We start from the raw sequence: 2500 nt of genomic DNA on the forward strand, positions 1-2500 counted from the left end.
CATGTCCATTCAGGACATTCTCCATGAAAGAAAAGGAATTAAGATGAACATCGACGGAGCCAATGCAGCATTACTCTCAGACCTAGGATTCGACTGGAGAGTGGGGTGTGGTATATTCATTGTTGGCCGAATTCCTGGACTTTTAGCCCACATTCAGGAAGAAAAAACCCGGGAAGATCCATTTAGAAAACTCCTGGATTCAGAGGATCTAAAACCCGGAAATGACGGGATCAATTCATTTTAACATTTATTATTTCATTTGAACGAGATTTAATACCACTCATTATAGTAATCACTCACCCATTTAAAAATTAATTAAAACAGAACTCCCCCTCATCTCCGGTTAAAAACCAAGGCCAGAAATTCGTTTTTTTAATTATAATTAGGCCCCATTATCATTGGCGATACGTTCACTTTTGGAGAAATTATCTGACAAAAATGGGCAACATCTTAAAAAAACCTGCACTTCTTAAACAATTGATTAATGAAAATGTGGAGAAAAACAGTGCCCGGATGTAATAAAAAAGTACAAAAAATGTGGATAAAAGTACAAAATGTAGATAAAAAAAGTACAGGATGCAATACAGTAGTACAGGATCCAACTAGAAAAGTAATCAGAGATTCATCCGGCGGAAGCGCTCCGGGGTGGTGGTACGGGGTATGTTACGGTAGAATTCTCCGGAAGTGTCGATTATCTCGATGGATATATCCCCTATACGTTCAAAAGCCTTAACCACACGGGATAAGGAGAGATAATAGTTGGATCGGTCCTTATCCATGACGTCATCCTCGGCCATCTGGGTGGCGATGTTGTTTAGGGCCTTTCTCTGGAGTTCGTGGATCTTTTCCTCGTAGTCCATCACCTTATCTTTAAGTTCCAGACGCTCGTCTAAAAATGATTCCATGGACTGGTTAACCATTTTACGCGAGGTCTTGTACATGGATTTTAATATTTCCATCATCTCCTCACTAATGGGATCAGATTCATGGAGGGCGAAGTTGGCAATGTGACAGGTATGGTCGGCAATGCGCTCCAGATCGTAACCCACTTCCCCCATGATCATGGTTTTACTGAACTCGGAGTAGGGGTTGATGGATATCACGGTTTCCACCGAGGAACGAATCTTTTCGTGCATGTTGTTAGAAATGTAATCCAATTTCAGGGCTTCTTCAGCCATTTCGGCATCGTACTGTGACAGGGCTTCAAAGGACATGTCAAACTGTCGGCAGATGTGTTTGGCCATGTCCCGGAGCATGTCCTTTATGAGAAAGGTTCCGGCGTGTTCCCGGGAAGTTTTCTCCTCATCGAACATTTCGGAAAATTCATCGAATTTCTTGAGATCCAGGATGTAAGCCCGGCGAACCACACCCTCCTTGATCATGGGTTGCAACAGTTTAGTGACGTACCTCCGGGTTAATCCCAGTTTATCTGCTATTTCATCCTGGGTAGCAGGATTATCGTATAAAATTACCTCCAGAACTGCCTTGAGAGTACTGTTTTTTGCTCGGTTAGTCATTTTATCATTGCCCTGATAAGAGAGATTTGCATCCACAACTTAAAGTCAAAGATTATCACTATTTAATGGTTTTATTCTATTTCCTTGAAACTTGGATCTTCTTTACTGGAAATATTAACTGAATCCTGGATCAGTGCTACTATCACATATAACAGCACCGCTATGAGTATTATGGAGATCAATTCACTGAATTGATGGAAGATGGGGGAATACAAGGCCACAATTGGAGAATTATAATCCACAAATCCTGCCATGAGTTTCACCACACCCACACCCAGCACTGCCACACCGTAGATCGGGGGTATGCGCTCTGGTTCCAGCAGGGGATAAACTCCCATTACAATGAGCCCCACCCCAATGGTTCTAAACAGGTTCCATCCCGTGGCGGTTTCCAGGGACTGGAATAATTCACCCGGCATGTGGTAAACTGAAGATAGGAGATATATAATCTCTATCCCCAGGATTATCACCAGGGGAAAAACATAAAATATACTGCTTTCCACCCTCTGGGTCTTTAAAGTGTTCACATTTTCTATAGGGTCCTTAAAAACATGGCTCATAAACTGATAGAGCATGGAACCTATTACTGCACCAATTATGGTCCCGGCTATTCCCAGCTGAGAGGTGGTGAAGGCCACTATTCCGGAAATAATTCCGGCCATTATTATATCTAAACTTTTTGACATTCTATCGCAAACTCATTTCATTCCAATTTTATTTAGTAAATCTCGGTGAATGATTTGGTTAATCTTTATTTAGTAAATCTCTGTTAAAAGATTGTTAAATGTATTGAAATTTCAAATGTTATGTGATTTAGGATTTAATGATTTTCCTTTCTAAATGATCATACCTGATGTATGGAGTTGTGAGTATAAGATTGGATTAAGAGGGATTCATCACGCACTTCCACGGAATAATGCGCCATCACTTTTTTACTCCCAGTTTCAGTCTTAACCAAATTAACCAACACTTCTCCATCCTTA

The 2500-nt window shown here is 40.9% G+C and carries 4 protein-coding genes (2 of these 4 only partly in view); 1 reads left to right on the forward strand and 3 read right to left on the reverse strand.

The features are described 5' to 3' along the window. Positions 1 to 244, forward strand: the final stretch of a protein-coding gene (locus tag QC759_RS01885) for a citryl-CoA lyase (protein WP_048072356.1). It extends 566 nt beyond the left edge of the window; only the last 244 of its 810 coding nucleotides appear in the window; its start codon lies beyond the left edge, outside the window; it ends in the stop codon at positions 242 to 244. 370 nt (positions 245 to 614) lie between these two features. Here QC759_RS01885 and QC759_RS01890 read toward each other — a convergent pair whose 3' ends face one another. The 3 genes from QC759_RS01890 to QC759_RS01900 form a co-directional block, all read right to left on the reverse strand. Beyond that, positions 615 to 1517, reverse strand: a complete 903-nt coding sequence (locus QC759_RS01890) for a phosphate signaling complex PhoU family protein (RefSeq protein ID WP_048072357.1) — start codon at positions 1515 to 1517, stop codon at positions 615 to 617. A gap of 71 nt (positions 1518 to 1588) precedes the next feature. Then, complete coding sequence (locus QC759_RS01895; protein WP_048072358.1) at positions 1589 to 2203, reverse strand: hypothetical protein; 615 nt, start codon at positions 2201 to 2203, stop codon at positions 1589 to 1591. A gap of 158 nt (positions 2204 to 2361) precedes the next feature. Further along, positions 2362 to 2500 carry the 3' portion of a metallophosphoesterase family protein gene (locus QC759_RS01900; protein WP_048072359.1) on the reverse strand. 668 nt of this gene lie beyond the right edge of the window, so only the last 139 of its 807 coding nucleotides appear in the window; the start codon falls outside the window, past its right edge; it ends in the stop codon at positions 2362 to 2364.

The sequence above is a fragment of the Methanobacterium formicicum genome, from assembly GCF_029848115.1.
Taxonomy (GTDB): domain Archaea; phylum Methanobacteriota; class Methanobacteria; order Methanobacteriales; family Methanobacteriaceae; genus Methanobacterium; species Methanobacterium formicicum.

What these genes read in the sequence shown, in the direction of transcription:
- QC759_RS01890 (WP_048072357.1), bottom strand. Translation starts at nt 1,517, where the DNA reads ATGACTAACCGAGCAAAAAACAGTACTCTCAAGGCAGTTCTGGAGGTA.
- QC759_RS01895 (WP_048072358.1), bottom strand. Translation starts at nt 2,203, where the DNA reads ATGTCAAAAAGTTTAGATATAATAATGGCCGGAATTATTTCCGGAATA.